Raw genomic sequence first — 24,548 nt, forward strand, 5'->3', positions numbered from 1 at the left:
CGCGAGGAGATAAGATGAGGCCTATGAGGCGCGCAAATCGCCAGATCACCGATCCCGCAGAGGTCCGTGCGCTCATCGAGCGGTGCCATACCGTGAGGGTCGGTGCGGTTGACGAGGACGGGGTGTTTGTCGTCCCCCTGAACTTTGGGTATGAGTGGGTTGGCGGGCGTCTCGTTCTCTATCTGCACTCCGCCAGCGAGGGGCGCAAGGCTGAGGCCTTCTCGCGTGGGCCGAGGGTCGCGATCGAGATGGACGTCGAGCTGGGCGTGATCACGGGGGGCTACGCGTGCGCCTACTCGTTCTCCTATCAGAGCATCATGGGATCCGGGCTCATATCGCCCGTGGCCAACGTGGATGAGAAGAGGCGCGCGCTTGAACTGATCATGCGCCACATGGCACCCGATGCCCCGCGCGATTCCTCTGGCAAGTTTTCGTTCTCGGATGAGGCAGTGGAGCGCGTTGCGATCTTCCGGATTGATGTCGACGAGCTCGCGGCAAAGCAGCGGCTTTAATGGGGCGGGCGCGATGTTCTTCTCGATAGACGACGAGGTGTTTGGGAGGCTGCCGGCGCTCTGCGTGGGCGTGGTGCTCGCGGAGGGCGTCGACGGAACGGGGGAGCACCCTGCGGTGGACGCGCTGCTCGACAAGGCGGTCCGCGACGCCGAGCGCCGCCTCGAGGGCGCCCACGCCAGCGAGGACCCGCGCGTCCAGCCCTACCGCGAGGCATTCCACGAGCTGGGCATGAGCCCCAGCCGCTACCCCTCATCAAACATCGCCCTGCTCAGGCGCATCGCCAAGGGCAAGGGTCTCTGGCGCGTGAACTCGGTCGTGGACCTGGGCAACGCCATCTCCATCAAGTACGGCCTGCCGCTTGGCGCTCATGCGCTGGGCGAGAAGGACGTGCTCGAGCTGCGCTTTTCTCGCCCGGACGACGTCTTCGTGGCGCTGGGCGAGTCGGAGCCGGATGTCACGCTCGCACCGGGCGAGCTCGTCTATGCGGTTGACAACCTGGTGCACACGCGCCGCTGGACCTGGCGCCAGAGCGAGAACGGCAAGGTGGAGCCCTCGACGACGCGCATCGCGTTTCCGATCGACGGCTTCACGGGGGTCAATGATGACGAGGTCAGGGCCGCGTGCGAGGAGCTCGTCGCGACGCTCCGCGACGAGTGCGGGGCGTCTGCGGAGACGCACCTGTTCAGCGCGGCGGGGCCCCGGGCATAGGAGGTCGAAATGAGGGTCACGGCGGTCAAGGCACTCTACTTCACCGGTGCCGGCACGACCCGTCTGGTCGCCGAGCGGCTTGTCGAGAGGTGCGGCCTGCCCGCGGAGGCGACGGACGTCACGCCCCGCGGCTCCGTTCCCCCGGCGTTCGGGGAGCATGACCTCGCGGTCTTCGCCGTGCCCTCCTATGGCGGGCGCGTCCCGGCGCCCATGCTCGAGCGCATCGCGCTCTGCGAGGGCCGGGACACCCCCGCGGTCCTTCTCGTCACGTACGGTAACCGCGCCATCGACGACACGCTGCTGGAGCTCGCCGACGCCGTGCGCGAGCGAGGCTTCGTGCCCGTTGCCGCCGCGGCCGTGGTCGCGCACCACTCCCTCATGACCAACGTGGCCGAGGGCCGGCCGGACGAGAAGGACCTTGCGGTCGTCGACGAGCTCGCGCGCGTGGCGCTGGCCAGGCTCTCCGCTGCGCCGGATGCCCGCTCCGCCGAGCTCTCGGACGTGCCCGGGAATCGTCCCTACCGGGAGTTCGGCGGCGTCCCGTTCCACCCCGAGACGGACGCGACCCGCTGCGTCTCCTGCGGGGCGTGCGCCGGACAGTGCCCCACGGGCGCCATCGACCCGGACGAGCCCGCGAGGACGGAGGCCGGTCGCTGCGTCTCCTGCTTCCGCTGCGTGGCGGCGTGCTCGGCGGGCGCCCGACGGATAGGGGGCGGCCCCGCGCTCGCTGCGGCTCGCGCCGCCTTCGCGGCACGGCCCCCGTGGGGTACGAAAGAGCCATCTATCTCCCACGTGTCCGAGCACCGAGACGCCCGGACGAGGAAGGGGTCGCCCCATGTGCACGGGCATCCGCTTTACCGACGCCGACGGCGCCATGTACTTTGGTCGCAACCTGGACTGGACCCAGGGCTACGGTGAGCGCGTGGTGATGACGCCCCCGGCCGCACGGGCGAGCGCCGCGTTCCCGCGCCCTGACGACGCCGGCCGCGGTCACGCGGTCATCGGCATGGGCATCCTCGTGGGCGATCTGCCGCTCTACTTCGACTGCGGGAACGACGCCGGCCTGGCCGTCGCCGGGCTCAACTTCCCCCAGAGCAACCGCTACGCGAACGAGCCCTCCCCGGGTGGCGTGAACGTCGCCGCATACGAGTTCCCCTTCTGGGTGGCACGGAACTTCTCGACGGTCGACGGGGTTCGCGAGGCCCTGCGGGGCGTCACCATCGTCGCCCGTCCGGTCAACGAGCAGCTGCCCGTGGCGAGCCTTCACTGGCTCATCGGCGACAGGACCGGCAGCATCGTCGTGGAGTGTCTGGAGGACGGCGTGCACGTGTACGAGAACGACGTCGACGTCCTTACCAACGAGCCCACCTTCGAGTGGCAGCGCGTCAACCTGCGCAACTACCTCACCGTGACCGAGAGCGAGCCCGCGCCGGCGGCCTGGGGCGACGCGACGCTCGCCCCGTTCGGGTCCGGCATGGGCCTGCAGGGCATGCCCGGCGACTACAGCGGGCCGTCGCGCTTCGTCAAGGCGGCGTTCGTGAACACCCACTACCCCGTGCAGAAGGGGGAGCGCGAGAACGTCACGCGCCTCTTCCGCACCCTGGGTTCGGTCTTCGTGCCGGACGGGTGCGCGCGCATGGGCGACGGCGCCTTCGAGCGAACGCTCTACACGAGCTGCTTCTCGGCCTCGAGCCTCACCTACTACCACGCCGCCTACGACGACCTGTCCATCCGCGCCTATCCGCTCGCGTCCTGCGACCTGAGCGCGACGGAGCCCGTCATCGTCCCGGCGGCCGCGTAGCCCCCTCCCTGCGCCGCGGGGCCAGAGGGCGCGCCCCGGCCCCGCGACGCCTCGACAGACAAGAAGGAGAAGAGAAATGAGCAGTCCCTCCATCAGCATGGGGAGGGTGGGAGCGCCTGTGTCAAAGGGGCACTTCCTGGTTCTTCCCATCGTCATCCTCATCCTCGCGCAGATGGGCACCACCGGCGACAACGGCGCCCTGTCGCTCGCCGCCTCGGCGCTCACGCACGACCTGGGCGCGACGACCTCAGAGATCCAGCTCGCCAACATGATCTACCCGCTCGTCGGCGGCGCCTTCATGATCGCCGGCGGCCTGCTAGGCACCCTCTTCGGGTGGGTGCGGACGTTCCGGCTCGGCGCGCTCGTCTGCGCGGCGGGCGAGGTCGTTCTCGCGCTCTCGCCCAACATGACCGTGTTCATCTGGGTCGGCCGCGTGCTCGTCGGTCTCGGGGCGAGCCTGCTCGTGCCGTCGATCCTCGGTCTGGTCCCGCTCCTGTACCGAGGCCATGACCGCATGGTGGCCTTCGGCTGCGTGGGTGCGGCGTCCGGCCTCTCCGCGGTCCTGCCGCTCATCCTGGGCGTCGTCATGGAGACGGCGGGCATGCGTCCCACGTTCCTGCTGCTCGCGGCCTACTTCTTCACTGTCTCGATGCTCTCGCTGCGCCTTCCGCGCGTCACGGAGCCCGAGGAGAACCTCCACTTCGACGGCATCGGCGTCGTGCTCGCCGCCCTCGGCCTCTTCCTCGTGCTTGTCGGGCTCTCGAGCGTCTCGTCCTGGGGCCTCGTGACCCCGTTCGAGGGGTGCCCCTTCACGGTCTTCGGCATATCACCGGCACTCCCGGCGGTCGCCCTCGGCCTCGTGGTGCTCGCGGTGCTCGTGAGGGTCGAGCGCAGGGTCGAGCATAAGCACGGGGTCGCGCTGCTGCCGAGCTCGTTCCTTGAGACGCCCCAGGTGCTCGCCGGTCTCGCCGCCAACGCGATCACCTTCTTCTTCATGGGCGCGCAGTCTATCCTCATGGCTCCCTATCTGCAGCTCGTTGCCGGCTGGTCGCCGATCGAGGTGGGGGTGATCTCAATAGTGACGGGCGTCCCGACGTTCGCGCTCGCCCTCGGCATCCCCAAGCTCCTTCCCCATGCCAACCCTCGCTACGTCATCCAGGCGGGCTACGTCGCCATGGCGGCCGCCCTGGGTGTCATGATGCTGTCGGTCACCATGAACGGCGCGTTCGCACCGGGTGTCTACCTGGGCGCGTTCCTCGCCGGCGTGGGCGCCGGCACGGTGTCCTCGCACGCGAGCAACGTCGTCGCCCTCGCGCTCCCCGAGCGCGACGCCTCGCAGTCCGGCGGAATCCAGAGCACGATGCGCAACGTCGGCCAGGCGCTCGGCGTGGCACTTCTCGGCGCGGTGCTGCTCTTCGGCATCACCAACACGGTGCGCTCCGGCGCCGCCTCCGACATGCTCGTCTCTCGTCAGGTGAGCGAGCAGCTCTCGGGTATGAACGTGAACCTGGGGAGCGACAAGGAGTTCGAGGAGCAGATCTCCGGGATTCCGATGACCTCCTCCGAGCGCAGCGAGCTCGTGAGGATCGACGCCCATGCCCGCTCCCAGTCCACGCGCATCGCCTATGCCGTGGGAGGCGCGATCGTCCTGCTCGGCCTCCTGACGACCCCCGCGATCAAGACGTTCGACAAGGGGAGCCAGTCGGCACCCGACCCGAGCGGCCCCGACCACGTTGCCGGCGCGTCCCCGAGGGACTAGCCCCGGTCCCATCACGATCCCCCCGACGCGCGCCCCCGGCAACGGGGGCGCGTCGCGTGTCGACGCTACGAAGACGGCTGGTCGTCGAGCGTGATGAAGCGGAGCGACAGCAGGAGAAGGGCGCTTATCGCCAGGCAGGCGTACTGGCCGACCAGGTCGATGAGCAGCTTGCAGATGACGGCGCCCACGCAGAAGGACCCGATCAGCGCCGCGTAGCGGGCGGAGCGGTGCAGCTCGTGCTGGTCGCCCTCGAAGATCCCGTCGTAGAGGGTCTCCCCGAGGGAGCGGAGATTGCCCGTGCAGAAGACGCTCGCGTAGGCGGACTTGGTGCCGAACTGCCGGAAGTTCTCGTAGGAGATCGCGGCGCAGAACGAGATCGCGCTGTTCACCATCAGGTCCGGCGTCCACGAGGGAAGCAGCGCGATGAGCGCGAACGCGAGGGCCTCGAAGACGGCGACCCAACGCTGCATGCGGCCCGTCGCCCGCCCGTGCACGCGCACGAGCACGTGGCGGGAGAGCATGATGCCCAGCACGAAGGCGAAGATCGAGACGAGGTAGCGAAGCACCCCGAGCCACGCGCCCTCGGCGAGGTTCATGCACAGGAGCACGATGTTGCCCGTCTGCCCCGTGGCGAAGACCTGGCCGTGAAGCAGGTAGGAGTACGCGTCCATGAAGCCGCCCGCGCAGATGACGGTGAGTCCCAGCCTCACGGGAACCTTGGGTGTGACGGCCGCCTCCGCTCTCTCCATCTGACGTCCCTTCGCTCGAGCCTCGAAACAACCGAGCTTCATCCTAGGGCACGGGCGCACGCGATGTCCTCGGGATCGCAAAACCGACGCTCGTGCGACATTTTTGACAGTCTCGAACCAAAATGGCCGCTCGTGCAACATCGTTTCGCGCCCTCGGGCGAATTCGGATAGACAATTGATACTGCGAGCAAGGGTTTTCCGAGAGCGCTTTGCCGTGAGCCAAAAACTGGCGAGAAATCATGTTGCACGAGCGGCCGTTTTGGATTTGGAATTGCGACAATGTTGCACGAGAGGCCGTTTTGGAACTCTGACGACGGGGGCTGGCATGGGCGAAGCTGCCGAGGGGCTCGAGCTGCGGCGTGACGACGAGGGTCTGGCGCTCGTCGGCGACGGCATGGTGCTGCGAGCGGACTTCTCGCGCCTGCTGCCGCGCCTGCGCGCCGACCGGATCGGGCGCGAGCTCCTGGTTCGCGCTGCCCGCACGCGGGGCGTCGCGACGCCGACCGCCGTCGACGCCACGGCGGGGCTGGGCGAGGACTCGCTGCTTCTGGCCGCGGCGGGCTTCACGGTGACCATGTTCGAGAGGGATCCGGTGATAGCGGCGCTCCTGAGCGACGCGCTCGATCGAGCGGCAAACGATTCGCAGCTCGCAGACATTGTCGCGCGCATGACGCTCGTGGAGGGCGACTCCGTTGCCGGTTTGCGAGAGCTGGGCTTCTCGCCCGACGTGGTGTTCCTGGACCCTATGTTCCCCGAGCGTACCAAGAGCGCCGCGGTGAAGAAGAAGTTCCAGCTGCTGCACCACTTGGAGCGCCCATGCGAGGACGAGGAGGGGCTGCTTGCCGCCGCGCTCGCCGCGCGACCCCGTAAGGTCGTGATCAAGCGGCCACCCAAGGGCCCGTGGCTCGCCGGTGCCAAGCCGAGCCACTCGCTCATGGGAAAGGCCGTTCGCTACGACGTCATCGTCCCGCCGCCCAGCTCACGCTAGAATCGGGGTTCGCTACGACGTCATCGTCCCACCACCCAGCTCACGCTAGAATCGGGGGTATCGATTCCCCGTTCAAAGGAGCTGGCATGGACCTCCCGAACAAGCGCCCTGACGACATGGCGCGCATCACCACCCCCGAGCTCGCGCAGGCATTCATCGACGAGCAGGTCGAGGCCGTCCGTGCGCAGGTCGTCGACAAGAAGGTCCTGCTCGCCCTCTCCGGCGGCGTCGACTCCTCCGTTGTTGCCGCGCTGCTGATCAAGGCCATCGGCAAGCAGCTCATCTGCGTGCACGTGAACCACGGCCTCATGCGCAAGGGCGAGTCCGAGCAGGTCGTCGACGTCTTCCAGAACCAGATGGACGCCAACCTCGTCTATGTGGACGCCACGGACCGCTTCCTCGATCTGCTGGCCGGCGTGGCCGAGCCCGAGCGCAAGCGCAAGATCATCGGCGCCGAGTTCATCCGCGTCTTCGAGGAGGAGGCTCGCAAGGTCGCCGACGACGTCGACTTCCTGGCACAGGGCACCATCTACCCCGACATCGTCGAGTCCGACGGCGTGAAGGCCCACCACAACGTGGGCGGCCTGCCCGACGACCTGCAGTTCGAGCTCGTCGAGCCCGTGCGCCTGCTCTTCAAGGACGAGGTCCGCGTGGTGGGTCGCGCCCTTGGCCTGCCCGAGGGCATGGTCGAGCGCCAGCCGTTCCCGGGCCCGGGCCTGGGCGTTCGCTGCCTCGGCGCCATCACGCGTGACCGACTGGAGGCGCTGCGCGAGGCCGACGCCATCCTGCGCGAGGAGTTCGCGGAGGCCGGACTCGCCGGCAAGGTGTGGCAGTACTTCGTCGTGGTGCCCGACATGCGCGCGACCGGCGTGCGCGACGGCAAGCGCGCCTACGACTGGCCGGCCATCATCCGCGCCGTCAACACCGTCGACGCCATGACCGCCACGGTGCCCGAGCTGGACTGGGCGCTGCTCAAGAAGATCACCGACCGCATCCTCACCGAGGTGCCGGGCATCTGCCGCGTGACGTACGACCTCACTCCCAAGCCCGTCGGCACGATCGAGTGGGAATAAGTATTTAAACTAATATGCCGGGCGCCCCGCCGCTTGTGAGCCGCGGGGCGCCCGTTTGTCTGGCGAGAAGGGCGGAGGCTCGATGGACCTTACGGAAGTTCGGCAGCGCATGGCCGACGGCCGGCTCTACGCCTGCAACAGCCCGGAGCTCTTCGCCGAGCAGGAGCGCTGCCGCGACGTGCTGGACGCCTACAACGCGCTGCCGTTCAGCAGCTCGGAGGAGCGCGATGCGCTGCTGCGCCAGCTCGTCGCCGAGGCGGGCGAGGGCTGCATGATCGAGCCTCCGTTTCACGCCAACTGGGGCGGCGCGAACCTGCACCTGGGCAATAACGTCTACGCCAACATGGGCCTCACGCTGGTGGACGACGCGGACATCTTCATAGAGGACGACGTCATGATCGGCCCCAACGTCACCATCTGCACAGCGTCCCATCCCGTCTCGCCGCGCCTGCGCGCGAAGGGCCTTCAGTACAACAAGCCCGTCCGCATCTGCCGGGGCGCTTGGCTCGGCGCCGGGTGCGTGGTGCTGGCGGGCGTGACGGTGGGCGAGGGTTCGGTTGTAGGCGCGGGCAGCGTGGTCACGCGAGACGTGCCTGCCGGCGTGGTGGCCGCGGGCAACCCGTGTCGCGTGCTGCGCGAGATCGACGAGCGGGACCAGCGCTTCTACGACCATGACAAGCCCGTCGAGGAGCGCTGGCTCGGCGAGTAAATGCCCTGGCCATGTCCGAGACATATCATAATCATGATATGATTTGACTACCTTGTGAGAGAGGAGTCAGCATGGCACCCGACATCAGGCCGTCCTCCGACCTACGCAACCACTACGCCGAGATTTCCCGAACCTGCAGAAGCGAGCGTCGTCCGACCATAATCACGGTCAACGGTCGCGGTGACACCGTACTCATGGGTATAGAGGAGTACAACGCTCTCATGGCGGAGCGCGAGCTGCTCGCGTCTCTCGCCGCTGCGGAGCGTGACGTGGAGGAGGGGCGCATCGCCCCCATGAGCCAGACGCTCGACGCCCTCCGCGCCGAGCTCGCCGGATCCGACGACGAGCGAGTCGCCTGATGTCCGTCGAGGAACCCTATGAGGTTCTGCGTGCGCAAACGGCAGAGGACCAGCTGCGAGACATAGTTCTCTACCTGAGGGACGTATCGGGCAGCAGTGGCCCCGCGCTGCGCCTTCTCGACCGATTCGAGCGGGCGATGACGTTTCTGTCGTCGTTCCCGAAGCTTGGTGTCGTTCCCGGCAGCCCCGCTCTCGCGCAGCGCGGCTACCGCATGCTCGTGGTGGGGGAGTACCTCGTTTTCTATCGGGTGGACGACGAGCTCAGAAGGATTATCGTGGTCGGCTTCTTCTACAAGAGCCGAGATTACGAGCGGCTGCTGCCCAAAGACGAGGCATAGGGGGCCCGATTGCAAACACCGCCCCGACGCTCTTCTCGCTAGCGAAGCATGTAGCGCTGCAGCTCCTTGCGGTTCGTCACGCCGAGCTTGCCCATGGCGTGCGCGAGGTGGCGCTTCACCGTGTTGACCGAGACGCTCAGGTGGTCGGCGATCTCCTGGTTGGTCCAGCCGCGCGCGGCGAGCATCGCCGTGCTGAATTCGGTGGTGGTGAGGTCGTCTGCAACCTCGTTGCCGGTGACGGGGTTGTGAACGCGGCGCCATCCGGCGGAGAAGCGGTAGGTGATGTCGATGATGCGCTTGAAGTCGTCCGGCCACTCGGGCTTGATGACCGACTCCAGCATGCCGCCGAGAAGCCCGTGGTGCTCGCCGAAGGCCTCGATGAGGTCGTCCGGGCGGGCGAGCTCCCATGCGGCGAGGAGGTGCTCGCGCGCCTTCTCGACGTCCTTCAGGCTCATGTAGTCCATGACGGCGACGAGGTGCAGGTAGATGGCCGGAATGGGGTAGGCTGTGGCGCCCATGAGCAGCGTCGCCTCTACGATGCCGGCGCTGATCGCGTACTCTCCCTTGAGGTAGAGCAGATGCGCCTGCACATAGAGCGCAAAGGTGCGCAGGCCCTGGGGCAGAAGCGGCAGAAGCTCATCGGTGTCGGGAAGCTCCTGGGGGAGCGGCGGGTGGAGCAGGACGGCGGCGGTCGCGGAGGCGAAGGCGGACGCGACGCCGAGCTGCGGCGAGCGCTCGCTTGCCTTGCTGAGGATGGCGTTCATCTGGTCCAGCAGGGCCTTGGCCTCATGTGCCTGTCCGAGATGCAGGTTTGAGTAGGCGCAGATCAGGCAGGCGGAAAGCCGGGCGGTGACATCCTGAGAGTCGAGGTAGGGCGCTGCGGCCGCGCGCCCGTTCGGGCTGACCGCTGAAGTAGAGGTACTCGGCCTGGGCGATGTCGCACTGGGCGCCCGGCGTCATGGCCTCGATGGCCTGCAGATGCGTGCCGGGGGCGAACGGCGTGTTCATGAGGGGCATGAGCGTTTTGGTAGCGAAAGGCGCGCCCTCCGCGGTTGTGTCATCGTGCAGCGTCATGGCGCTCACCCCCCTCGTGGTCCCTTCCATTTGACCCGAGATTCAACCGGTTTTCAAGGGTTGGGCTGACCAGCGCCAAGTCAATTGCGCCAAGCCGATTCCGTCATCTGACAAAGTTGTCAATCGCTTGTTGAGGTTCAGCGAGAAGGTCCTTCTCGGCTGGTATTCTTAGCTGCGGATATTCAGCTTTCCAAACCTTACGCAAGGGGGACTCATGTTCAAGGACAACGCCATCTGGATGGGCGTGGGTGCCGAGCCCGACAACAAGCCCGTCAGCCTGCTGCTCGACCAGGCCAACCGTCACGGCCTCATCGCCGGCGCGTCCGGCACGGGCAAGACCGTGACGCTCAAGGTCATGGCCGAGGGCTTCTCCAAGGCGGGCGTCCCCGTCTTCATGGCCGACGTCAAGGGCGACATCACCGGCATGTGCTCCCCCGGCGAAGACACGGAGGACATGCAGAAGCGCATCAAGAAGTTCGGCCTCGAGGGCTTCACCTACGAGGGCTGCCCGTGCCGCTTCTGGGACATGCTCGGCGGCCAGGGCATCCCGGTGCGCATCACGGTCTCCGACATGGGCCCCACGCTGCTTTCGCGCCTGCTCGAGCTCACCGAGGTCCAGGAGGGCGTGCTCGACATCGTCTTCCGCATCGCGGACGACAAGAACCTCCTGCTCATTGACCTCAAGGACCTGCGCTCGATGCTCAACTACGTGGCCGAGAACGCCAAGGAGTACGAGACCACCTACGGCAAGGTCTCCAGCCAGTCCGTGGGCGCGATCCTGCGCCAGCTCATCTCCGTCGAGGACCAGGGCGGCGACGTCTTCTTCGGCGAGCCGGACCTCGACCTCTCCGAGTGGTTCGCGCGTGACTCCAACGGCCACGGCTACGTGAACGTCCTCAACGCCGCCAAGCTCATCCAGAGCCCGCAGATCTACGCGATGTTCCTGCTGTGGATGCTCTCGGAGCTCTTTGACACGCTGCCGGAGGAGGGCGACCTCGAGAAGCCCAAGTTCGTCTTCTTCTTCGACGAGGCGCACCTGCTCTTCAACGACATGCCGAGCGAGCTCCTGGACAAGATCGTCCAGGTGGTCAAGCTCATCCGCTCCAAGGGCGTGGGCGTCTACTTCATCACCCAGAGCCCGAGCGACATCCCCGACGAGGTGCTCGCCCAGCTCTCCAACCGCGTGCAGCACGGCCTGCGCGCCTACACGCCGGCCGAGCAGAAGGCCGTGCGCGCCGCCGCGCAGTCGTTCCGCGAGAACCCGGCGTTCAAGAGCGAGGACGCGATCCTGGAGCTCGGCACCGGTGAGGCGCTCGTCTCGTTCCTCAACGACGACGGCCAGCCCGAGATCGTGGAGCGCGCCAAGATCCTGCCGCCGCAGTGCCTCATGGCCGCGGCGCCCGAGTCCGACCTCAAGGCCGCGCTCGACGCCCAGGCCGACCTCATGAAGAAGTACGGCGAGGCCGTGGACCGCGAGAGCGCCTTCGAGCAGCTGGACGAGGTCGCCAAGCAGGACGAGGAGGCCAAGAAGCTCGAGGAGGAGCGTGCGGAGCTGGAGAAGGAGAAGGCCAAGCTCGAGAAGGAGAAGGCCAAGGCCGAGGCCAGGGCCGAGAAGGCCGCCGAGAAGGCTCGCCAGAAGCAGCAGGACCAGTTCATCAAGGGCATCGGCAAGGTCGCCGGCACGATCTTCAACACCTTCGGCCGCGAGGCCACGCGTCAGATCACCCGCAACCTCTTCGGTGGTCGTCGCCGTTAGTCGCGGGCGTGTGCGCCTGCCCGAAACAAGCCCGTCGAGGCCGCTCGGCCCCGGCGGGCTTTTCTCGTCATCGGCGTCTGCGGTGGGCTACAGGCTGCGTGCCCAGGCGCGCAGGTCGTCCGCGTCCAAGCGGCCGTTGAGCAGGCGACCCTCCGTGACCGTGGCGCCCGGCGCAAGCGTGGCCATGCGCTGCGGCGCGCGGCCCAGGCCGGAGCCGCCGCTCGTGGCAAACGGGACGACGGTCTTGCCGGCGAAGTCGTGCGCCTCCAGGAAGGTGTCGACGATGCGCGGCTCCACGTACCACCAGATCGGGAAGCCGAGAAACACGGTGTCGTAGCGGCTCATGTCGGGCGCGTCTCCCGCGACGGCCGGACGGCACGTCTCGTCCGACATCTCACGCGAGCTGCGGCTGTCCTTGTCGTTCCAGTTGAGGTCGGCAGGGGAGTAGGGCTGCTCGGGGGCGATCTCGAAGAGGTCCGCGCCCACGGCCTCGGCGAGGGCCCTGGCGGCGCGTGCGGTGGTTCCGGTTGCGGAGAAGTAGGCGACGAGCGTGCTCATGACGGGCTCCTTCCAATTGGTGACGTAGCGTCACCAATTAGGATACCCAAAAGAGCGCTACCGAGTCATGAAGAACAACGCGACGTTGCTGAACAGCGAGAGAACCGGCGCCACGAAGCACAGGAGCGCTCCCGTGACGGAGCAGAGCATGCCGATCGCGGTGGTGAGGCTCTTGCGGTAGTCCGCCCGCTTCGCGCGGCGCGCCAGCACGATTCCGGCGATGCCCACGCAGCCCCCGACGACCTGCAGCCAGATGAACGGCGTAAACGCGGTGACGAGGGCAATCACGCCAAGCACGATGGATAGAATATCCATGGAGAACCTCCGATGGTCGCGTGGCGTCATCCTACCACAACAAGATGAGAACGATTCCAGTATTATACAATCGGCGCGGACAAAGATCGGAACGGAACGAGAGGAGCCACGCGCAATGGCAATCTTTGACAAGTTCACCAAGAAGGACGCCCCGGTCGAGGCCCCCGAGAGCCTCCAGATCGATGCCCAGCCGGGCATCGGCTACGCCCCGGTCTCCGGTCGCGTCATCCGCATGACCGACGTCCCCGACAAGGTCTTCAGCACCGAGGTCCTGGGCAAGGGCTGCGCGCTCTGGCCGGACGGCGACGTCGTGTACGCGCCGGCGAGCGGCTGGGTCGCCAGCGCGATGAGCCACGCCGTGAGCATCAAGTCCGACGGCGGCGCCGAGGTGCTCGTCCACGTGGGCGTGAACACCGTCAACCTCAAGGGCAAGGGCTTCACCACCTTCGTGTCCGAGGGCGACCGCGTGGTGGCGGGCCAGCCGCTCATCAAGATGGACCGCAAGGTCATCTCCGAGGCAGGCTACCAGGACTGCGTGGTTCTCGCCATCTCCAACTCCGACGAGCTGGCGGATGTCGAGCTCACGGCTGGTTACAGCGAGAAGGTCGAGGCCGGCGCGCCCGTCCTCAAGGTGACGTTCTAGTTCTTCTCGCGCATCGCTCTGAGCGGGGCGGCGGCCGTCTGGTCGCCGCCCCTTTCTTGTGCCTACCCCTCGTAGCCGTGGAGCACGGCCTCGATGTTGTTGCCCTCGGGGTCCAGCACGAAGCAGGCGTAGTAGCCGGGCTCGTAGTCGCGCGGGCCGGGCGCGCCGTTGTCCGTGCCGCCCTGGAGCGCGGCGTCGTAGAAGGCCTTCACGTCGTCCGTGGTCTTGGCGAGCCAGGCATAGTGGCTCGGCGCGGGCGTCACGCCCTCCTTGTGCGAAGGCGCCCGCCGGTTCATTTCCGGACCTCGGCGGACGGTCCGGGTCGCTTCGCGTGCGTTCGTGCGAGAATCTACGAGGGAGGTCACATGATCTACGTCATTGATTCGCCGGAGCACCCCCTCGACGTGGCGGCAGCTGCGGAGGGGCTTCGCTCGCGCGTGGTGAGCGTACCGGTCGCTGAGTGGGGCGATGCGCTCACGCCGTGGCCCGCCCCCGCGCTTCGCCCGGGCGAGAAGGACTTCGGCGGGCGCGCGGACGGAACGCTCGCCTTGCTCGCCGATGCGCTCGACCAGGCGCCCGGGCCCCATGCCGTCTGTGGCTACTCGCTCGGCGGGCTCTTCGCGCTCTACGCGTTCGTGCGGGAGCCGCGCCTTGCGGCCTGCGCGTGCCTCTCGGGGTCGGTCTGGTACGAAGGCTGGGTCGACTGGCTCCGCGAAAACGCGCCGGACTGCGCCGGGCGCTACGCGTACTTCTCGGTGGGGAAGAAGGAGAAGCGCGCCGGCCTGCCGTTTCGCCATGTGGAGGAGGACCTCGCTGCCTGCGCGGACATCTTGCGCGGCCGCGGCTGCACGGTGGACGTGACGCTTGGTCCCGGTAATCACATGCAGCACGTGACCGAGCGCCTTGCCGCAGGGCTTGCCGCCCTCGACGACGCCGTTCTGTAGATTGGGGACTGTCCCCGATTTACAGACGCATGTAGAGCAGCGGGTAGGGGCGGCCCTCCTCGTCGAGCTCGGTGCGACGGTACGTCTTGAAGCCCAGGTGCTCGTAGAAGCCCACGGCCTGCGGGTTCTGCTCGTTGACGGTGAGCTCTCTCACGTCGAGCCGCTCGATGCCGCGCTCGAGGAGCCGGCGACCGAGGCCCTGCCCGCGGGCATCCGGGTCGAGGAAGAGCATCTCGAGCCGACCGTCCTGCACGCCCATGAAGCCCAGGGGCTCGTCGTCCTTCTCGGCCACGACGAGCGTCTCCACACCCGCGATCGCCTGCGGGACGAAGGGCTTGATCTTGGCGATCTCCGCCTCGGACAGGAAGGTGTGGGTGGCGCGCACGGAGCGCTCCCATACGCCCACGAGTCGCTCGACGAGCTCCGGGGTGCGGTCGGAAACAACGGTCAGGTCTGTCATGAGATCTCACATTCCCTTGAAGCCGGTCTGGCGAAGCGCCTCGTAGAGCACGATGGCCGCGGCGTTGGAGAGGTTGAGCGCGCTGATGCGGTAGTCCTCCGGGTTCACGAAGTTGCCGCAGACGTCCTGGGCCAGGAGGGCGTCATGGCTGCTTGACGAGCCCCAGGTCGAGGCGTTTTCGAGCGAGGCGGCATCCGGCAGCATGGGGATGCGCTCGCAGAGGTCGGCGCGCGCGGCGAGCAGCTCCTCCGGAAGCCCCGCGCTCTCGCAGCCAAAGACGAGGTAGTCGCCGTCGACGTAGCGCGCCTCGGCATAGGTGCGCCGCGCCTTCTTGGTGAGGAGGTGCAGGCGGGTCTCGGGGCCTGCCGCCTCGAGGAACGCGCCCCAGCTCTCGTGGACCGTGACGTCTAGGCTCTCCCAGTAGCCGAGCCCCGCGCGATGCAGGCTCTTCTCGTCCAGCGAGAAGCCGAGCGGCCCCACGAGGTGCAGGCGCGAGCCCGTGACCACGCAGGTGCGCCCTATGTTCCCGGTGTTGGCCGGAATCTCCGGCGCCACCAGCACGACGTTGAACACGCAGCCCCCCTTGCCGACGATGATCGCGCCTCATATTGTGCAGAAGTGTCGCTCGTGATGAAAGCGGGGCGTCTGGTCTGCAAAACGGGCGCTCGTGATGAAGGATTGCGAGCATCTTTCGGCACGAGGCCACCCTGTGGGCCTGAGCCAACAGGGAAAACGTCGCGCGCGTCTTGTCAGACGTTCAAACGGGCCCCAATTCCTTCATCACGAGCGCCCGTTTTGCACGGGAAAGCGACGCCATTCATCACGAGCGCCTGTTTTGCAGTCGTTGGGGGCGGTTATACTGGTCGGGTACCGCATGTTCGACCCGAAGGGAACCCCATGATCAAGGAACTGGTCCACGACGAGGCCGTCCTCTCCACCCCCTGCGAGCCCGCCACCGCCGAGGATGCCGGCCTGGCGCAGGACCTCGTCGACACCCTCGCTTCCATCGACGACGCCGTGTGCCTCGCCGCCAACCAGATCGGCGTGACCAAGGCCGTCATCGCCTACCAGGACGACAAGGGCGGCGTCCACGTCATGTACAACCCCAAGATCCTCATGGCCCTCGGTGGCGCCAAGGTCGAGGAGAGCTGCCTCACCCACGAGGAGCCGGTGCGCGTGACGCGCTTCGCCAAGATCAAGGTCTCCTTCGACGAGCTCGTCGACGGTGAGCTCAAGGCCCGTCGCCGCGACTACATGGGCTGGACGGCGCAGATGATCCAGCACATGGTCGACCACTGCAAGGGCAAGCTGGTCTAGCATGACCGCGCGCGACGGCGTGCCGGCGCCCGACCACATCGAGGTGCGCGGCGCTCGCGTGCACAACCTCAAGGGTGTCGACGTCGACATCCCGCTGAACGAGCTCGTCGGCGTGGCCGGGGTCTCCGGCTCCGGAAAGAGCTCGCTCGCGCTCGGCGTGCTCTACGCCGAGGGCAGCCGTCGCTACCTGGAGTCGCTCTCCACCTACACACGCCGCCGCATGACGCAGGCGAGCCATGCCGCTGTGGACGACGTCCGCTACGTGCCGGCTGCGCTGGCGCTCCACCAGCGTCCGGCGGTGCCGGGCGTGCGCAGCACCTTCGGCACCATGTCCGAGCTGCTCAACAGCCTGCGCCTGCTCTTCTCGCGCGTTGCCAGCCACCGCTGCCCGCACTGCGGCGCCTACGCCCCGCCCTCGATGGCGGTGGCGACGGACCAGCCCATCACCTGCTCCGCCTGCGGCGAGAAGTTCTTTGGTCCCGGCGCCGAGGACCTTGCGTTCAACAGCACCGGCGCATGCCCCACCTGCGAGGGCACGGGCGTCGTGCGCACGGTCAACGAAGCCTCGCTCGTGCCGGACGAGTCCATCTCCATCGACGACGGCGCGGTGCTGCCCTGGGGTAGCCTCATGTGGGACCTCATGAAGCAGGTCTGCGGCGCCATGGGCGTGCGTACCAACGTGCCGTTTTGCGAGCTCACGCCCGAGGAGCGCGACATCGTCTTCCATGGCCCCGCCGTCAAGAAGCACATCCTCTATCACCCCAAGAAGGGCGACGACTTCGCCGAGCTGGACTTCACCTACTTCAACGCGGTCTACACCGTGGAGAACGCGCTCGCCAAGGTCAAGGACGAGAAAGGGCTGAAGCGCGTGAGTCGCTTCCTCACGGAGGGGCCCTGCCCCGACTGCGGCGGCACCCGGCTCTCCGAGGCGGCGCGCGCCCCGCGCGTGGCGGGGATCGGCCTTGCCGACGCCACGGCCATGACGCTCGGCGAGCTGGTGACGTGGGTCGCCGCGGTGTCCGCGGGCCTGCCGGACGACGTTCGGCCCATGGCGGAGAGCATCTGCGAGTCCTTCCAGCACACGGCTCGGCGCCTGCTGGACCTGGGGCTCAGCTATCTCTCGCTCGACCGCGCGGCGGCCACGCTCTCCACGGGCGAGCGCCAGCGCGTGCAGCTGGCCCGTGCCGTGCGCAACCGTACGACGGGCGTGCTCTACGTGCTCGACGAGCCGTCCATCGGATTGCACCCCGCCAACGTGGACGGCCTTCTCGGCGTCATGCGCGACCTCCTGGCCGACGGCAACTCCGTCGTGATGGTCGACCACGACGCGCGCATCCTCGTCGAGGCGGACCACCTCATCGAGCTGGGCCCCGGCGCGGGCGCGGACGGCGGGCGCGTAATCTGCCAGGGAAGCGTCGCCGAGGTGGCCGCCGACCCGGCCTCGCGCGTCGGCGGCTTCCTCACGGGCGAGAAGGACGTGCTTTCGCGGCCGCGCGCGGGCGCCGAGGAGATGTTCGACCTGGGCACCATCTCGATGGAGACCGAGGCGCTGCACACGGTGCGTCCGCTCCACGTTGAGGTGCCGCGCGGGCGGCTCGTGGTGGTGACGGGCGTCTCGGGCTCGGGCAAGACGACGCTCGTGCTGGAGACGCTGGTGCCGGCGCTTGCTGCCGCGGCGGCGGGGGAGGCGCTGCCCGCGCACGTGCGCTGGGTGGACGCCGAGGGCGTGCGGCGCGCGAACCTCATCGACGCCACGCCGATCGGCATCAACGTGCGCTCCACCGTGGCCACCTACGCGGGCGTCCACGACGAGCTGCGGCGCGCCTACGCCCGCACCGACGAGGCGCGTGCCGCCGGCTACAAGGCCGGGGACTTCTCGTACAACACCGGGCGCCTGCGCTGCCCCACCTGCGACGGCACGGGGGAGATATCGCTCGACGTGCAGTTCCTTCCGGACGTGGACATCCCCTGCCCGGACTGCCGCGGCTCGCGCTACGCCCCGGCGGCGGACGCCGTGCACCGCCCTCGCAAGGGCGAGCCGGCGGACACGGGCCTCACGCTCCCGCAGCTCATGGCGCTCTCCGTGGATGAGGCGCTCGACGCATGCTCTGACCTGCGGCGCGTTGCCGCGCGACTGCAGGTGCTGCACGACCTGGGGCTGGGGTACCTCACGCTCGGCGAGGCCACACCGGCGCTCTCGGGCGGCGAGGCCCAGCGCCTCAAGCTCGCGAGCGAGATGGGTCGCGCACAGGACGACGCCGTCTTCGTCTTCGACGAGCCCACGATCGGCCTGCACCCGCTCGACGTTCAGACGCTGCTCGCGGTGTTCCAGCGACTCGTGGAGGCGGGCGCCACCGTCATCGTGATCGAGCATGACCTCGACGTCATCCGCAACGCGGACTACGTGATCGACATGGGCCCCGGCGGCGGCGAGGAGGGCGGCCGCATCGTCTGTGCCGGCACGCCCGAGGAGGTCGCCGCCTGCCCCGACAGCATCACCGGCCGCTATCTGTGAGACAAATGAACCTGTCCCCTTTGTCTCAGCAGCGGTGGGCGCTGGGGCAGATGTCCTCGAGGACGCAGCCGTCGCACTTGGGGCCGCGCGCCACGCACGTGTCGCGACCGTGCTTGATCCACTGGTGGTTCACCGGACCCCAGAGCTCGCGCGGCAAAAGGCGTAGCAGGTCCTGCTCGGTCTTGAGCGGCTCCTTCTCGTGCTTCTTGGGCGAGAGCGCGAGCCGGTGCGCGATGCGGTTGACGTGCGTGTCCACCGCGATGCCCTCCACGATGCCAAAGCCCACGTTCATCACGATGTTGGCCGTCTTGCGCCCCACGCCGGGCAGGCGTGTGAGCTCCTCCATCGTGTGCGGCACCTCGCCGCCGAACTCCGAGACGATCATCTGCGCGCACTCGACGCAGTGCCTGGCCTTGGACTTGTAGAACCCCAGGCTGTGGATGTGCTCGGCGACCTCCTCGGGCGAGGCGGCGGCCATGGCCTCCGGCGTGGGGAAGCGCTCGAAGAGCGCGGGCGTCACCTTGTTGACCTGCGCGTCCGTGGTCTGTGCCGAGAGCAGGACCGCGATCGTCAGGCGAAACGGGTTCGCGTGGTCGAGGAAGCACTCGACCGGGCCGTACTTCTCGTCAAGGCGTCGGCACACCTCGACGGCGCGGTCGATCTTGGCCTGCTTGGTCTCTCTTGGCATGCTTGCCCCCTCGGCTCGGTGTCCCCTGACGATGATAGGGCGACCGGTCGGGGGAGAAAAGGCCGCATCGAGCAGCGGCGACGCGAGGCGTGTGGTAGCGTCAGGAGCTGAGCCGGCGCACGCTCCGGCGAGAAGGGCGACCGAGGGGAGCTGCCATGTTCTGTCCCGAGTGCGGCACGAGAAACGCGGACGGCGCCAAGTTCTGCACTGAGTGCGGGACGCGTCTGGTGACGGACCAACCGAACGAGCCGCGGCCGAGTGCGTCGCCCGAGCCGCAGCCGAGCGCGGCGCCCGAGAAGGTCGGGCCCCCGGCACCCGGGATGCCTCCCCAGGAGTGGCCCGACGGCTCGGGGCAGGGCCCCGTCCAGGACGGCGGCAAGGGCTCCAAGGGGCTTGGCACGGGCGCGGTGGTCGGCATCGTCATCGGGGTCGTCGCGCTCGTGGCCGTCGCGGCGGCGGCCTTCCTGTTCCTGGGCGGGTCGCCCTCTTCCGGCGAGAAGCTCTCGGTCGGGCTGGCCGGTCCGGTGCAGGGCGACGTCGCGCAGGACGTCCCTGACGATTCCGCTCCCGGCGCCGAGTCCGACGCAGAGCCCGCCGGAAGCGTCGTCGGCACCGTCTTCGACGAGGGGCTCTACGGCCAGGACCTCGCGAGCGTCGAGGCCTCCCTCAAGGAGCACGGCCTCTCGATCGACGGGTCGACCGCCTTCTCCTACGGGGGCACCTCAGACTCACTCTACCTGAGCCTCTCCGGCGAGGTGGACAAGGCGTTCCCCGTCGCGGGGTCGGACGACGAGGTCATGCTCACGCTCTACCTCGAATCCGACGACTTCGCCTTCGACTGGGACGAGGACGGCTACGCGGCCGACTGCGTCAACTCCCTCGCAGACCTTCCGGAGGACACCGAGCTCGTCTCGGCGGCGTTTGTCTTCGAGACGGACGCCGAGGTCGAGGACTTCCCCGCCGTCCTTGCGGAGATGGCCGAGGCGCTCTCGTCGACCGGCGACGTCGACTCCGTCACCGGCACGTCCTCCGAGCTCGTGGACGAGTTCTGCGCCCTGCAGGGCGTCTCCGAGGACGAGTGCCGCACGAGCGTCTACGCGGACGCGACGTACGACTCCCTGTACGTCTACTATGACGGCGGTGCCCATCTCGACCTCACCCGGTACAGCTCGGGCGACACCGAGGTCAGCATCAGCCTCTACTTCGAGTGACGTCTCACGCTCGCGGGCGCGAGAAGGATGAGCCGGTCGCGTGCTCTGCCTAGAGTTCAATTTGATGATGTGCTACAGTGACTGAAATTGAACTCACGAGCCGTCGAGTTCAATTTAACGTCTGAAATTGAACTTCGGGAGGCGCAGTGACCAACGAGACCTTCGCGGACCGGCTCCGACAGGCCATGGCAGAGAGGGGCCTCAAGCAGGCCGACCTCGTCCACGGGGCGTCGGCGCGCGGCGAGAAGCTCGGGAAGAGCCAGGTCAGCCAGTACGTGAGCGGCAAGGTCGTTCCGCGCGCGAACGTGGTCGCCCTGCTCGCTGCGCTTCTCGACGTCGACGGGGCCTGGCTGGCCACGGGGGAGGGCGCGCGAGCTTCCGCGCGGCCTGAGACCGCCTCCCAGAAGCCCGCCGCCCGCACCTCCGAGAACAGGAGCGTCACCATGAGAGAGTTCAAGAAGTCCAGCAAGCTCGACAACGTCCTCTACGACGTCCGCGGTCCCGTCGCCGACGAGGCGGCCCGCATGGAGAACGAGGGCCTGCGCATCCTCAAGCTCAACATCGGCAACCCCGCGCCCTTCGGCTTCCGCACCCCGGACGAGGTCGTCCACGACATGCGTCAGCAGCTGCCCGACTGCGAGGGCTACTCCGACTCGCGAGGCCTCTTCTCCGCCCGCAAGGCCATCATGCAGTACGCCCAGCTCAAGCACCTGCCCAACGTGAGCATGGAGCACATCTACACAGGCAACGGCGTCTCGGAGCTCATCCAGCTCTGCATGAACGTGCTGCTCAACACCGGCGACGAGATCCTCATCCCCGCGCCGGACTACCCGCTGTGGACGGCCTGCGCCACGCTCGCCGGCGGCACGCCCGTGCACTACCTCTGCGACGAGGACGCCGAGTGGACCCCCGACCTCGCGGACATGGAGTCCAAGATCACGAGCAACACCAAGGCTCTCGTGATCATCAACCCCAACAACCCCACCGGCGCCGTCTACCCGCGCGAGGTGCTCGAGCAGATCGTGGAGATCGCCCGTCGCCACCAGCTCATGATCTTCTCGGACGAGATCTACGACCGCCTGTGCATGGACGGCTACCAGCACATTTCCATCGCCTCGCTCGCGCCCGACCTGCCGTGCGTTACGTTCTCGGGCCTCTCCAAGAGCCACATGGTCGCCGGCTACCGCATCGGCTGGATGATCCTCTCGGGCAACAAGCGCTGCATGAAGGACTTCATCTACGGCATCAACATGCTCTCCAACATGCGCCTGTGCTCCAACGTGCCGGCGCAGTCCATCGTGCAGACGGCCCTCGGCGGCTACCAGAGCGTGGAGCGCTACGTGGAGCCCGGCGGCCGCATCTACGACCAGCGTAACTTCGTCTACGAGGCCCTCAACGACATCGACGGCATCACGGCTGTGAAGCCCAAGGCCGCGTTCTACATCTTCCCCAAGATCGACGTGAAGAAGTTCAACATCACCGACGACGAGCAGTTCGCCCTCGACCTGCTGCACGAGAAGCACATCCTCATCACGCGCGGCGGCGGCTTCAACTGGCCCAAGCCCGACCACTTCCGCATCGTCTACCTGCCGCGCATGGGCGTCCTGCGCGAGGCCATGACCGACCTCGCGGACTTCTTCGCCCACTACCGCCAGGGCTAGGCGAGCGGCTCCACGCGCCAGACGTCGTCGAAGGCGATCCTGCGCCGTACGACCGCGAGCTCGCGCGCCGCGGGATCCACGCTGGTCACGATGCCCTCGGTCGTGACGTAGGCGTCGCGCTCGTAGTGCGTCACGCGGACGAGCTGCCCCTTGCGCACGGCGGCGAGCTCGGCCGAGATGCGCGCGGCCTCCTCCTCGGAAGGCTCGCGCCGCGGCTCGCTCACGCGCTCGCGTTCCCGTACGAGGTCGTAGTAGCCGGTGAGCGCCGCGAACGGCATGAACTGCGCCGCGCGTTCGGCATGGCGACGCGGCTCCTCGGCCCTACTCATGGTGCCCTCCCACCTGCTCGTTGCGCTCGCGCCCGGTTGCGGCCGGACGGTAGCTGGTGCCGCGCAGCAGCGCGTTCTTGCCAAAGCGCCGCTTCACGGCCATCTCGGCGCGCGCGAGGCTCTTCTCGGCCGTGTCCGCCGCAGGGTCGCTGAAGAGCGTGAGCTCCACGTACTCCTCGGGCACGAGCTCGCCCACGGCGATGTTCACGCGGCGCACCGCGCGGTTGGGATCCACGATCTCCGCGTAGAGCGCGAGAAACGCCGCGGTGAGCGCGGCGCGCGAGCTCGTGGCTTCGGCAAGCTTGCGCGAGGCGTTGGCGCCCTCGCCGCGACGGCCCACCACGCGCGTGCCGTGCTCGCCCGTGAAGGTCTCCGGAGCCGCGCCCTTCTCGCCCGCCGGGCCCCGCTCGTGCGCGTAGCCCACGAAGAGCGCAATGTGTCCGCAGACCAGCCCCTTGTCCACGAGCTCGAGCGCGAGGTTGTCCACCATCTCGCGCAGGACCACGCGCGCCTCCTCGAAGCTGTAGTCGCGCATGAGGACCTGCCCCGAGCCCATCGAGTGCGCCTTGGGCCGGTAGGCGTGGATCTGGGCCATCGTGCAGGGCTCGACGCCCCACGCGTGGTCGATGAGCAGCTCCGCGTTGACGCCAAACTCGTCGTAGAGCGCCTGCTCGCTCAGCAGCGCCACGCCGCCCATGTCATGCGCGCCCATCTGGGCCAGGCGCCGCGCGATCCCGGGGCCGATGCCCCAGATGTCCGTGATGGGCCGGTGGGGCCAGATGAGGCACTTGTAGCGCTCCTCGTCCAGCTCCCCGATGTTGTCGGGCGCGTGCTTGGCCGTGACGTCCAGTGCGACCTTGGCCAGAAACAGGTTGGTCCCGATGCCGGCCGTCGCGCAGATGCCCGTCTCGCGCCGGACCATGTCGACGAGCTCCACGGCCAGCTCGCGCGGCGTCTTGCCGTAGAGCGCGAGGTAGGGCGTCACGTCGATGAACACCTCGTCCACCGAGTAGACGTGGATGTCCTCGGGCGAGAAGTACCGCAGGTAGCGAGCATAGATGTCCGCGGAGACCTCCATGTAGCGCCGCATGCGCGGCCGGGCCATCTCGTAGTCGATGCCGTCAGGGATCTCGAAGACGCGGCAGCGGTTGCGCACGCCGAGCTCCTTCATGGCCGGGGAGATGGCGAGGCAGATGGTCTTGCGGCCGCGCGAGGGGTCGGCCACCACGAGCCGGTGCTCGAACGGGTCGCGCCCGCGGTCCACGCACTCCACGGAGGCGTAGAAGCACTTGAGGTCTATGCAGAGGTAGGCGCGGTCCATGTCCCCGATTCCAAACGCTTGTTCTATGATGGGACCATCATAGCCGAGGAGCGGGACAGATTCGAGGAGGGGCCATGCGGGCGTTCGTCGCGCTGGAGCTGCCGGAGGCGTTCGCGGACGAGGTCGCCGCGCTGTCGCGGCAGCTGGCCGCCGTCTGCGAAGGGCGCTTCGTGGCGGAGGGAGACCACCACCTCACGCTGGCGTTTCTCGGCGAGGTGGACGAGGCGGGGGCACGCGCCGCGATGGACGCGCTCGAGGCGGCGTGCGCCGGCGTGGGCCCGGTCGAGCTGGCGGCGGAGGGTCTCGGCACGTTCGGCCGCGGCCGTGCCGCCACGCTCTGGCTGGGGATTCGGCGCTCCGAGGAGCTGGACCTTCTCGCCCGGCGCGTGCGCGAGGAGCTCGCGGCGCGCGGCCTGACGTACGACGAGAAGGACTTCCTGCCGCACGTCACGCTCGCGCGCCGCGCTCGCGTGCCCCGCGGAGAGCTGGGAGACCTCGCCTTCCCGCTACCCGACGAGGCGCGCGACGTCACGCTCTTCCGCAGCATCCTCGAGCCCGACGGCGCCCGCTATAAGTCGCTCCATTCTGTGGAACTCTAAGGCAGAAATTGAACGGCCTGGTGTCACTTTTCCCGCCGTCTGTGTGGCCTGGAGGAGTCGCTTCATGTCCAGGGCCTTCGCTCGTCCGCAAAAGACCAGTTGAGAGCCGCCCATAATCGCGTGAATCTGCGAGGGGTCGCGACAGCTCGCACACCAGAGG

General features: G+C 68.0%; 29 protein-coding genes. 18 read left to right on the forward strand and 11 right to left on the reverse strand.

Annotated features, from left to right (window positions below; all coding sequences use genetic code 11):
* Window positions 1-14: 14 nt before the first annotated feature.
* From INF26_RS01335 to INF26_RS01355, 5 genes are all read left to right on the forward strand, one after another.
* Window positions 15-512, forward strand: a complete 498-nt coding sequence (locus INF26_RS01335) for a pyridoxamine 5'-phosphate oxidase family protein (protein WP_226371792.1) — start codon at window positions 15-17, stop codon at window positions 510-512.
* A 13-nt stretch (window positions 513-525) separates the two neighbouring features.
* Window positions 526-1,221, forward strand: coding sequence for a B3/B4 domain-containing protein (locus INF26_RS01340; protein ID WP_193528937.1), 696 nt, complete (start codon window positions 526-528; stop codon window positions 1,219-1,221).
* Window positions 1,222-1,230: 9 nt separating this feature from the next.
* Complete coding sequence (locus INF26_RS01345; RefSeq protein ID WP_193528938.1) at window positions 1,231-2,139, forward strand: 4Fe-4S binding protein; 909 nt, start codon at window positions 1,231-1,233, stop codon at window positions 2,137-2,139.
* Window positions 2,057-3,022, forward strand: coding sequence for a choloylglycine hydrolase (gene bsh, locus INF26_RS01350; protein WP_193528939.1), 966 nt, complete (start codon window positions 2,057-2,059; stop codon window positions 3,020-3,022). Before INF26_RS01345 ends, bsh begins: the two co-directional genes overlap by 83 nt.
* 76 nt (window positions 3,023-3,098) lie before the next feature.
* Window positions 3,099-4,781, forward strand: coding sequence for an MFS transporter (locus INF26_RS01355; protein ID WP_226371793.1), 1,683 nt, complete (start codon window positions 3,099-3,101; stop codon window positions 4,779-4,781).
* A gap of 65 nt (window positions 4,782-4,846) precedes the next feature.
* Here the strand turns inward: INF26_RS01355 and INF26_RS01360 are convergent, their stop codons facing one another.
* Window positions 4,847-5,530, reverse strand: coding sequence for a YoaK family protein (locus INF26_RS01360; protein WP_193528940.1), 684 nt, complete (start codon window positions 5,528-5,530; stop codon window positions 4,847-4,849).
* 325 nt (window positions 5,531-5,855) lie between these two features.
* Here INF26_RS01360 and INF26_RS01365 point away from each other — a divergent pair, with 325 nt between their 5' ends.
* The 5 genes from INF26_RS01365 to INF26_RS01385 all read left to right on the forward strand — a co-directional run bounded on the left by INF26_RS01365 (window position 5,856) and on the right by INF26_RS01385 (window position 8,997).
* A complete protein-coding gene (locus INF26_RS01365) occupies window positions 5,856-6,518 on the forward strand; it encodes a class I SAM-dependent methyltransferase (protein WP_193528941.1) in 663 nt (220 codons plus the stop codon).
* 86 nt (window positions 6,519-6,604) lie between these two features.
* On the forward strand, window positions 6,605-7,591 hold the full coding sequence (guaA, locus tag INF26_RS01370; protein WP_193528942.1) for a glutamine-hydrolyzing GMP synthase: 987 nt from the start codon (window positions 6,605-6,607) through the stop codon (window positions 7,589-7,591).
* Between the two features lie 82 nt (window positions 7,592-7,673).
* The gene (locus INF26_RS01375) at window positions 7,674-8,300 is read left to right on the forward strand and encodes a sugar O-acetyltransferase (RefSeq protein WP_193528943.1); all 627 of its coding nucleotides are present in this window, start codon (window positions 7,674-7,676) and stop codon (window positions 8,298-8,300) included.
* Window positions 8,301-8,371: 71 nt separating this feature from the next.
* Entirely contained in the window at window positions 8,372-8,659 is a 288-nt protein-coding gene (locus INF26_RS01380) for a type II toxin-antitoxin system Phd/YefM family antitoxin (RefSeq protein ID WP_193528944.1), read from the forward strand.
* Window positions 8,659-8,997 carry a type II toxin-antitoxin system RelE/ParE family toxin gene (locus INF26_RS01385; RefSeq protein ID WP_193528945.1) on the forward strand — a complete coding sequence of 113 codons (339 nt, stop codon included), beginning with the start codon at window positions 8,659-8,661 and terminating at the stop codon, window positions 8,995-8,997. The genes INF26_RS01380 and INF26_RS01385 overlap by 1 nt, the downstream gene beginning before the upstream one ends.
* Window positions 8,998-9,035: 38 nt before the next feature.
* On the opposite strand, the gene INF26_RS01390 is transcribed toward INF26_RS01385, so the two are convergent.
* Window positions 9,036-9,761, reverse strand: coding sequence for a helix-turn-helix transcriptional regulator (locus INF26_RS01390; RefSeq protein WP_193528946.1), 726 nt, complete (start codon window positions 9,759-9,761; stop codon window positions 9,036-9,038).
* Window positions 9,762-9,783: 22 nt separating this feature from the next.
* A complete protein-coding gene (locus tag INF26_RS01395) occupies window positions 9,784-10,071 on the reverse strand; it encodes a hypothetical protein (RefSeq protein WP_193528947.1) in 288 nt (95 codons plus the stop codon).
* Window positions 10,072-10,285: 214 nt separating this feature from the next.
* On the opposite strand from INF26_RS01395, the gene INF26_RS01400 reads away from it, so the two are divergent.
* Window positions 10,286-11,827 (forward strand): helicase HerA-like domain-containing protein, encoded by a 1,542-nt coding sequence (locus tag INF26_RS01400; RefSeq protein ID WP_193528948.1) that lies wholly within the window; start codon window positions 10,286-10,288, stop codon window positions 11,825-11,827.
* An 87-nt stretch (window positions 11,828-11,914) separates the two neighbouring features.
* Here the strand turns inward: INF26_RS01400 and INF26_RS01405 are convergent, their stop codons facing one another.
* Together INF26_RS01405 and INF26_RS01410 are read right to left on the reverse strand one after the other, a co-directional pair.
* Entirely contained in the window at window positions 11,915-12,385 is a 471-nt protein-coding gene (locus INF26_RS01405; protein ID WP_193528949.1) for a flavodoxin, read from the reverse strand.
* A gap of 57 nt (window positions 12,386-12,442) precedes the next feature.
* A complete protein-coding gene (locus INF26_RS01410; RefSeq protein ID WP_193528950.1) occupies window positions 12,443-12,700 on the reverse strand; it encodes a hypothetical protein in 258 nt (85 codons plus the stop codon).
* Window positions 12,701-12,815: 115 nt separating this feature from the next.
* On the opposite strand from INF26_RS01410, the gene INF26_RS01415 reads away from it, so the two are divergent.
* Complete coding sequence (locus INF26_RS01415; protein ID WP_193528951.1) at window positions 12,816-13,343, forward strand: PTS sugar transporter subunit IIA; 528 nt, start codon at window positions 12,816-12,818, stop codon at window positions 13,341-13,343.
* A 62-nt stretch (window positions 13,344-13,405) separates the two neighbouring features.
* Here INF26_RS01415 and INF26_RS01420 read toward each other — a convergent pair whose 3' ends face one another.
* Entirely contained in the window at window positions 13,406-13,606 is a 201-nt protein-coding gene (locus INF26_RS01420) for a VOC family protein (RefSeq protein ID WP_332307275.1), read from the reverse strand.
* 102 nt (window positions 13,607-13,708) lie between these two features.
* Here INF26_RS01420 and INF26_RS01425 point away from each other — a divergent pair, with 102 nt between their 5' ends.
* Window positions 13,709-14,287, forward strand: a complete 579-nt coding sequence (locus INF26_RS01425) for an alpha/beta hydrolase (RefSeq protein WP_226371794.1) — start codon at window positions 13,709-13,711, stop codon at window positions 14,285-14,287.
* A 19-nt stretch (window positions 14,288-14,306) separates the two neighbouring features.
* On the opposite strand, the gene INF26_RS01430 is transcribed toward INF26_RS01425, so the two are convergent.
* Window positions 14,307-14,747 carry an acetyltransferase gene (locus tag INF26_RS01430; RefSeq protein ID WP_193528953.1) on the reverse strand — a complete coding sequence of 147 codons (441 nt, stop codon included), beginning with the start codon at window positions 14,745-14,747 and terminating at the stop codon, window positions 14,307-14,309.
* A 6-nt stretch (window positions 14,748-14,753) separates the two neighbouring features.
* A complete protein-coding gene (locus tag INF26_RS01435; protein WP_193528954.1) occupies window positions 14,754-15,320 on the reverse strand; it encodes a tRNA (cytidine(34)-2'-O)-methyltransferase in 567 nt (188 codons plus the stop codon).
* A 324-nt stretch (window positions 15,321-15,644) separates the two neighbouring features.
* Between INF26_RS01435 and INF26_RS01440 the strand changes: the two genes are divergently transcribed.
* Complete coding sequence (locus tag INF26_RS01440; protein WP_193528955.1) at window positions 15,645-16,064, forward strand: peptide deformylase; 420 nt, start codon at window positions 15,645-15,647, stop codon at window positions 16,062-16,064.
* A gap of 1 nt (window position 16,065) precedes the next feature.
* Window positions 16,066-18,579: an excinuclease ABC subunit UvrA gene (locus INF26_RS01445; protein ID WP_193528956.1), complete on the forward strand. Its 2,514-nt coding sequence runs from the start codon at window positions 16,066-16,068 to the stop codon at window positions 18,577-18,579.
* A gap of 25 nt (window positions 18,580-18,604) precedes the next feature.
* Here the strand turns inward: INF26_RS01445 and nth are convergent, their stop codons facing one another.
* Entirely contained in the window at window positions 18,605-19,267 is a 663-nt protein-coding gene (nth, locus tag INF26_RS01450) for an endonuclease III (RefSeq protein WP_193528957.1), read from the reverse strand.
* A gap of 155 nt (window positions 19,268-19,422) precedes the next feature.
* Between nth and INF26_RS01455 the strand changes: the two genes are divergently transcribed.
* Together INF26_RS01455 and INF26_RS01460 are read left to right on the forward strand one after the other, a co-directional pair.
* Window positions 19,423-20,478: a zinc ribbon domain-containing protein gene (locus tag INF26_RS01455; protein ID WP_193528958.1), complete on the forward strand. Its 1,056-nt coding sequence runs from the start codon at window positions 19,423-19,425 to the stop codon at window positions 20,476-20,478.
* Window positions 20,479-20,663: 185 nt separating this feature from the next.
* The gene (locus INF26_RS01460; RefSeq protein ID WP_269747147.1) at window positions 20,664-22,139 is read left to right on the forward strand and encodes an aminotransferase class I/II-fold pyridoxal phosphate-dependent enzyme; all 1,476 of its coding nucleotides are present in this window, start codon (window positions 20,664-20,666) and stop codon (window positions 22,137-22,139) included.
* On the opposite strand, the gene INF26_RS01465 is transcribed toward INF26_RS01460, so the two are convergent.
* Window positions 22,136-22,468 (reverse strand): YolD-like family protein, encoded by a 333-nt coding sequence (locus INF26_RS01465; RefSeq protein WP_193528959.1) that lies wholly within the window; start codon window positions 22,466-22,468, stop codon window positions 22,136-22,138. The genes INF26_RS01460 and INF26_RS01465 overlap by 4 nt on opposite strands.
* The gene (locus INF26_RS01470; protein WP_193528960.1) at window positions 22,461-23,789 is read right to left on the reverse strand and encodes a Y-family DNA polymerase; all 1,329 of its coding nucleotides are present in this window, start codon (window positions 23,787-23,789) and stop codon (window positions 22,461-22,463) included. The genes INF26_RS01465 and INF26_RS01470 overlap by 8 nt, the downstream gene beginning before the upstream one ends.
* Before the next feature lie 74 nt (window positions 23,790-23,863).
* On the opposite strand from INF26_RS01470, the gene thpR reads away from it, so the two are divergent.
* Window positions 23,864-24,388 carry an RNA 2',3'-cyclic phosphodiesterase gene (thpR, locus tag INF26_RS01475; protein WP_193528961.1) on the forward strand — a complete coding sequence of 175 codons (525 nt, stop codon included), beginning with the start codon at window positions 23,864-23,866 and terminating at the stop codon, window positions 24,386-24,388.
* The last annotated feature ends 160 nt before the right edge of the window (window positions 24,389-24,548 follow it).

Origin of the sequence: Thermophilibacter gallinarum, assembly GCF_014982725.1 — a bacterium.
GTDB classification, from domain to species: Bacteria; Actinomycetota; Coriobacteriia; order Coriobacteriales; family Atopobiaceae; genus Thermophilibacter; species Thermophilibacter gallinarum.